General features: G+C 63.5%; 6 protein-coding genes. 1 reads left to right on the top strand and 5 read right to left on the bottom strand.

The genetic code is table 11. The features are described 5' to 3' along the window. Positions 1 to 171: 171 nt before the first annotated feature. The 5 genes from EN925_RS18660 to EN925_RS18640 form a co-directional block, all read right to left on the bottom strand. Entirely contained in the window at positions 172 to 1,446 is a 1,275-nt protein-coding gene (locus tag EN925_RS18660) for a glycosyltransferase (RefSeq protein ID WP_127369095.1), read from the bottom strand. Between the two features lie 13 nt (positions 1,447 to 1,459). Then, entirely contained in the window at positions 1,460 to 2,533 is a 1,074-nt protein-coding gene (locus EN925_RS18655; protein ID WP_024504743.1) for an ABC transporter ATP-binding protein, read from the bottom strand. Beyond that, positions 2,530 to 3,324, bottom strand: coding sequence for an ABC transporter permease (locus tag EN925_RS18650; RefSeq protein ID WP_128336793.1), 795 nt, complete (start codon positions 3,322 to 3,324; stop codon positions 2,530 to 2,532). Before EN925_RS18650 ends, EN925_RS18655 begins: the two co-directional genes overlap by 4 nt. Further along, positions 3,317 to 4,159, bottom strand: a complete 843-nt coding sequence (locus EN925_RS18645) for an ABC transporter permease (RefSeq protein ID WP_027163033.1) — start codon at positions 4,157 to 4,159, stop codon at positions 3,317 to 3,319. Before EN925_RS18645 ends, EN925_RS18650 begins: the two co-directional genes overlap by 8 nt. 103 nt (positions 4,160 to 4,262) lie before the next feature. Continuing rightward, positions 4,263 to 5,327: a spermidine/putrescine ABC transporter substrate-binding protein gene (locus tag EN925_RS18640; protein WP_063169495.1), complete on the bottom strand. Its 1,065-nt coding sequence runs from the start codon at positions 5,325 to 5,327 to the stop codon at positions 4,263 to 4,265. Positions 5,328 to 5,566: 239 nt separating this feature from the next. Here EN925_RS18640 and EN925_RS18635 point away from each other — a divergent pair. Further along, positions 5,567 to 6,199 (top strand): GntR family transcriptional regulator (locus tag EN925_RS18635; protein WP_128336791.1); only part of this gene is annotated, 633 nt, incomplete at its 3' end.

Here is a 6,199-nt window from a genome sequence, read left to right as displayed (position 1 = left end):
CCTCTGTCCTGCCGGACATCTCCCCCTCAAGGGGGGAGATTGGCAACTTTGGCTTCTGTGTCTCTTCTTCAGCGTTGAAAATTGGCGAAAGCCGCCGCGAAATCCAATCTCCCCCCTTGAGGGGGAGATGGCCGGCAGGCCAGAGGGGGGCGCCTGGGCTCCGCATCTCAATCACAGCAGCGTCTCCAGCAACCCGGCCGCTTTCTCCGGCCCATTCTGCGCGTGCATCTGCGCCGATGTCTTCGCCAGCTTGGCTTTCATCACCGGGTCGGTCAGGCAGGTCTCGATCCTGGCAACCAGCTCGGCATCGGTCCAGTCGTAGCGCGGCATGCCGAAGCCGTGGCCGGTTTCCTCGACGCGGGTGGCGTTGTCGTGGCCGTCCCAGACATAGGGCATGATGATGGCCGGTTTGCCGAAATAGAGGCACTCGGTGAACGAGTTGTTGCCGCCATGGTGGATGACGGCATCGACCTGCGGGATCACCGAGGGCTGCGGAAACCAGCTGTCGACAATGACGTTGCCGGGCACGTCCGTGTACTGGTCCTTGTAGCCGCCGACATTGACCAGAGCCCTGTAGCGCGTCTTGCCCAATGTCGCGATGATGCGCTTCAGCAGCTCGACATCGCCGGCGCCGAGGCTGCCGAAGGAGACGTAGAGCAGCGGCCCGTCATTGTTTTTGGCGAAGGTCGGCACCGTGTACGGCTTTTCGTGCCGCACGCAGCCTTCGAGATACTGGAACCTTGCCGGGTCGAGCGGATGGCGGCGCTTGAATTTTGCCGCTTCGGGGTAGAGCAGCAGGTTCAAATAGGGCGAGGCTTCGAAGAACTGGCCGATCGGATAGGGCGCCTCGCCGTTGGCGGTGAGAAAGCCGTTGAAGTCGTCATGGATCGGCTTGATCACCGCATTGAAGTGGTCGCGGTAGCGCTGGTGGCCGGCATGGTCGTTCTCGCCGCAGCCGGAGAGATGGGGCGGGATGTCCTCGTCCTCGATCTCGTTTTCCGAGCAGGAGATGACGCGCACCCACGGCTTGCCGTACTGCTTGATGGCCGGGAACAGGATGACGTTGTCGACGCAGATCACATCCGGCTTGATGGCTGAGAGAACGCGCGGCAGATCTTTCTGCGCCCATTTGGCGCTGTCGACGATCGCCGTCCAGCAATCCTTGACGTAGTTGTCGACCTGGTCGTAGGGCGATTTGCGGAAGTTCGGGATATGGCCGTTGATGAAATCCTCCCAGAATTTCGCCATCTGCTCGGGCGGCATCGGCTCCGACAGGTTCACCGGATGCGCCTCGAAGCCGTAGCCCTTGTAGACATCGACGAAGCCGGGGTCGGACAGGAACACCGCCTTGTGGCCGCGCGCTTCGACTGCCTGGGCGATACCGACGGAATTGAGCGCCGGGCCGTAGGCGGCTTCTGGAAAAAACGCGATCGTCTTCTGCGCCATCAGGCTTCTCCTGTCATTCTGCGAAAATTCTGACATCGGCGGCATCCCAGCCGAGTTCGACCTGGTCGCCCGACGAGACCGGCCGGCGGTCGGCGGCATCTGCGGTGACGCGCACCAGGAACGGCTTTGGCGACAGGGGCGTGCGGACATGCAGCTGCAGGTCCAGCCCCTGATAGGCCAGCGCCTCGACCGTGCCGGTGATGCGGTTGGCGGTTTCCGCCGATGGGAATAGCCGGATGCGCTCAGGGCGCACCGAAGCGACAGCGGATGCGCCGGGCGAGAGCGTTGCCGGAACCTTGCCTGATATGCGTGCGCCATTCGTGGCTACAACGCCATCGACGGCGGCTTGGCCCGGCACGAAATTCATCACGCCGATGAAGTCGGCGACGAAGCGATCGGCGGGGTGTTCGTAGATCGCGTGCGGCGTGTCGCATTGCAGCAATCTGCCGTCTTTCAGCACCGCCATGCGGTCGGCCATGACGAGCGATTCCTCCTGGTCATGGGTGACGATGACGAAGGTGATGCCGACCTCGTGCTGCAGGCGCTTCAATTCCAGCTGCATGGCGCCGCGCAGCTTCTTGTCGAGCGCGCCGAGCGGCTCGTCGAGCAGCAGCAGGCGAGGCCGCTTGACCAGCGCGCGGGCAAGCGCGACGCGCTGCTTCTGGCCGCCCGACAATTGCTCCGGCTTGCGGTCGGCGAAGGGGACGAGCTCGGTCGTCGCCAGGATGGCATCGACGCGGGAGCGGATTTCAGCTGTTGGCAAACGTTCCATCTCCAGGCCGTAGGAGACATTGGCGCGAACGCTCATATGCGGAAACAGCGCATAGGATTGGAACATCAGATTGACCGGCCGCTTGTTGGGCGGGGTTTTGGCGATGTCACGTCCGTCGAGCAGTATGCGCCCGTCATTGGGCGTCTCGAAACCGGCCAGCATGCGCAAGAGCGTGGTCTTGCCGCAGCCGGACGGGCCGAGCAAAGCGAAGAACTCGTTCTCGCGGATGTCGAGCGAGATGCCGTCGACGGCCATCACCCTGCCGAAATTCTTCGACACATGATCGATGGCCAGCAGAGTGCGGGGTTCGCTCATTGGCCGATGATCCCACGGTTGAGCCGCTGCGACAGGGTCAGCGCGGTGATCGAGACCGCCATGACGATGGTCGCCAGCGCGTTGATCTCCGGCGTGATGCCGAAGCGGATCATGGCGTAGATCTGCATCGGCAGCGTCGTCGAGGCGCGGCCGGCGCCAGCGGTGAAGAAGGCGATGATGAACTCGTCGACCAAGAGCGTGAAGGCGAGCAGCGCCCCTGCAATCACCGCCGGCGCGATGACCGGCAATGTCACCCGCCGGAAGGTGGTGAGCGCGGAGGCGCCGAGATCGGCGGAGGCCTCGACGATCGACCAGTCGAAACTCTTCAGCCGCGCGCGCACCACCGAGCAGACGAAGGCGAGGTTGAAGACGACATGGGCGAGGATGATGGTGTGCAGGCCCATGGTTAGATTGAGCATGGAGAAGAACGAGAGCAGCGCGATCGCCAGCACGATGTCGGGAATGATCATCGGTGCGAAAATCAGCGCTTCGAGGGCCTTGCCGTATTGCCGGCGCATCTCGATGCCGATCGCCAGCAGCGTGCCGAGCAGAGTGGCGATCGCGGTCGAGACCAGCGCCACGATCAGCGTGTTGAGGGCCGCGGACAGGATCGCCGAATTCGAGGCCAGCGAGACATACCATTTCAGGGAGAATCCCGACCATGCCGTCGGCAACCCGCCTTCGTTGAAGGACAGCGCCACCAGCACGGCGATCGGGATGTAGAGGAAAGCGAAGACCAGGCTGAGCACGAGCCAGAGCGTGCGCCGCGTGGCAGGGGAGCGCTCAGCCATCGGTGTCTCCGCCGGCTTGCGTGACGTGACCCGAGGCGCGATTGGCGGCCAGCGCTTGCGCCATCAGTACCAGAAGCATGATGGCAATCAGCGCCATCGCCAGTGCCGCCCCGAAAGGCCAGTCGTTGGCGGTCAGGAACTGGTCGTAGACGAGGTTGCCGATCATCTGGAAGCGGCCGCCGCCGAGCAGCGCGGGCGTGACGAAATTACCGATCGACAGCACGAAGACGAAGACCGCGCCGGCGGCGATGCCCGGTACGGTCAGCGGCAGGATGACACGACGGAACGTGGTGGCTGCCGAAGCGCCGAGATCACGCGAGGCCTCGGCGAGTTCCGGGTTGAGTCGCGACAGCGGCGCGTAGCAGGCGAGAATGACGAAGGGCAGGTAGTTATAGACCAGGCCGGCGATGACGGCGCCTTCGGTGTAGAGCATCGACGGCGGCTCGCCGGTGTAGCCGAACCAGCGCAGCAGCTGGGTAATCAGGCCTTCGCGGTTGAGCAGCACGATCCAGGCATAGGTGCGGATCAGATAGTTGGACCAGAACGGCAGCACGGCGAAGAACAGGAACACTGGCTGCCACCGGCGCGGTGCCGCCGATATCGCGTAGGCGGCAGCATAGCCGATCACCACCGCGATCAGGGTCGCGGTGCCGGCGATGCGCGCCGAATTGAGGAAGATGCCGGCATAGAGCGGGTCGAAGACCAGGCCGAAATTCTCCAGCGTGAAGGTGTATTCGATGCCGCCATAGATGCCACGCCGGAAGAAGGCGAGCGCCAGTACCAGCGCGCACGGCACCACCATCAAGGCCGCGAGCCAGGCCAGCGCCGGGGCCATCAGCAAGGAGGAACGAAGTCTGGTTGAGGACACGATTGGGTACCGCATTCAGCGGCCGACGGCGGAAACCCGCCGTCGGCCGTGGTCTCTGATGTGCCGCCGCTTACTGCGCAGCCTTGATCTCGCTGACGATCTTCGAATAGTCGCGCTGGGCGTCGCCGACGTCACGCAACTGCTCGAATTTGACGAGATCGGCCACCGGCATCGCCATGTTGGGGAATTTTGCCAGAAAATCGGCCGGCAGGCTCTCCATGGCCGGCTTGTTCGGCACCTTGTAGTCGATGTTCTGCGCCGCCCAGGCGTGGTTCTTGGCGTCGAGCATGAAGTTGATGAACTGGAAGGCGGCGTCCTTGTTGGCGGAGGCCTTCATCACCACCATCGTGTCGACCCAGAGGTCCGAACCTTCCTTGGGAATGACGTATTTGATCTCCGGCTTTTCGGCGATGCCGTAATTGCACCAGCCGTCCCAGGCCTGCACCATCAGTGCCTCGCCGGACACCAGCTTGGAATAGAAGGTGGTGTCGTCATAGGCGAGCAGGGTCTTCTTGGCCGAGATCAGCAGATCCTTGACCTCGGCCATCTTGGCCGGGTCGGTTTCGTTGACCGAATAGCCCTTGTCGAGCTGGCCGGCGGCCAGCAGCCAGCGGTCGGTCGCCAGCATGGTGGTCTTGCCCTTCAATTCGTCGGAGGGCGCGAGCAGGTCGCTCCAGCTGGCCGGTGCGACCTTCATCAGATCCGAGCGATAGCAGAGGCCGGTGGTGCCCCAGGTGTAGGGCACCGAGAAGGCATTGCCGACATCGTGCGGCAGCTTGGCTGCTTCCGGATAGAGGTTGGCGAGGTTGGGGATCTTGGCGTGGTCGATCGGCTCGGTCAGGCCGAGCTTGTTCAGCACCTCGGCGAAGGGTGAGGAGACAAAGACCACGTCATAGCCCTTGCCGCCGGCGGCGATCAGCTTGCCCATGATCTCTTCATTGGTGGCATGCACCACCACTTCGCCCGAAACGCCGGTTGCGGTCTTGAAGGCGGCCATGGCGTCGGGTGCCATGTAGCCGTCCCAGTTGGAAATGACGAGGTCGGCAGCCGTCGCCGGCGCGGACAGCGCCAAGGCCAGGCCAAGTGCGATCGAAGATGTTTTCAGCGCACGGCGCCGCAGGCTGGTAGCGGTCATGACAGACTCCCATTCGGTTGATCGTCGAATTTCATTCGCCGGACCAACGCTTGCGACCCTTGCCGCTGCCTCGATCCTGTTCCCTCGGTCTTTTTCTCGCCGATTGTGCTGACAGTACTATTGCAGAAAAAAGTACGTCAATCCATAATTTGTCAAACGACCGAGGAAACTGGCCGATTGCGTCCGTTCGGGCGATCGGTCAAATCAATGCGGTCATCTCGTTTTCCGCTGGACCAGCCATGCAAGCCGCAGCCAGACGACCCCGCACCAACCATCTTGATCTGGCGCAGCGCATCCTGGATGTGGCGCGCCAGCGCGGCTTCGAGCCCGGTGCACGCTTGCCCGAGCAGCAGATCGCGTCGCTGTGCAATGTCTCGCGCACGCCGGTGCGGGCGGCACTCGGCCTGCTCGCGGAACGGGGCGTCGTGCGCTGGGAGGCGGAGTCCGGTTATCATCTGGCCATCGACCTCACCGCGCAGGCTTCGGTCGCCACGGAATTGCCCGCTGCCGAGGAGGACGAGTTGGCCGAGGCGATCCTGCGCGACCGCTCGGCGCGGCGACTGGACCAGACGGTGACCGTCGCGGGATTGATGCGGCGCTACAGTGCCGAGCGCAAGACGGTATTAAAAGCGTTGAACAAACTGACCGAAGAGAATCTGCTGGATCGTGCGCCTGGCCAGTCCTGGCTGTTTCGGCGCACGCCCGACGATCCGGAAGCGCAAGGCGACAGCTACGAGTTCCGCTTGCTGCTCGAGCCCGCGGCCATCCTGACGCCCGGCTTCAGGCTGGACGGCGCGCGGGCGGCGACGTTGCGCCAGGCTATGGAAGCGCTGGTGACGCTGCCGGACGCCGCCTTCGACACACGCGAGTTC

This window comes from Mesorhizobium sp. M7A.F.Ca.US.006.04.2.1 (assembly GCF_004022915.1).
In the GTDB taxonomy this organism is placed as follows: domain Bacteria; phylum Pseudomonadota; class Alphaproteobacteria; order Rhizobiales; family Rhizobiaceae; genus Mesorhizobium; species Mesorhizobium ciceri.
This window is presented reverse-complemented; position numbering and strand designations above follow the sequence as displayed.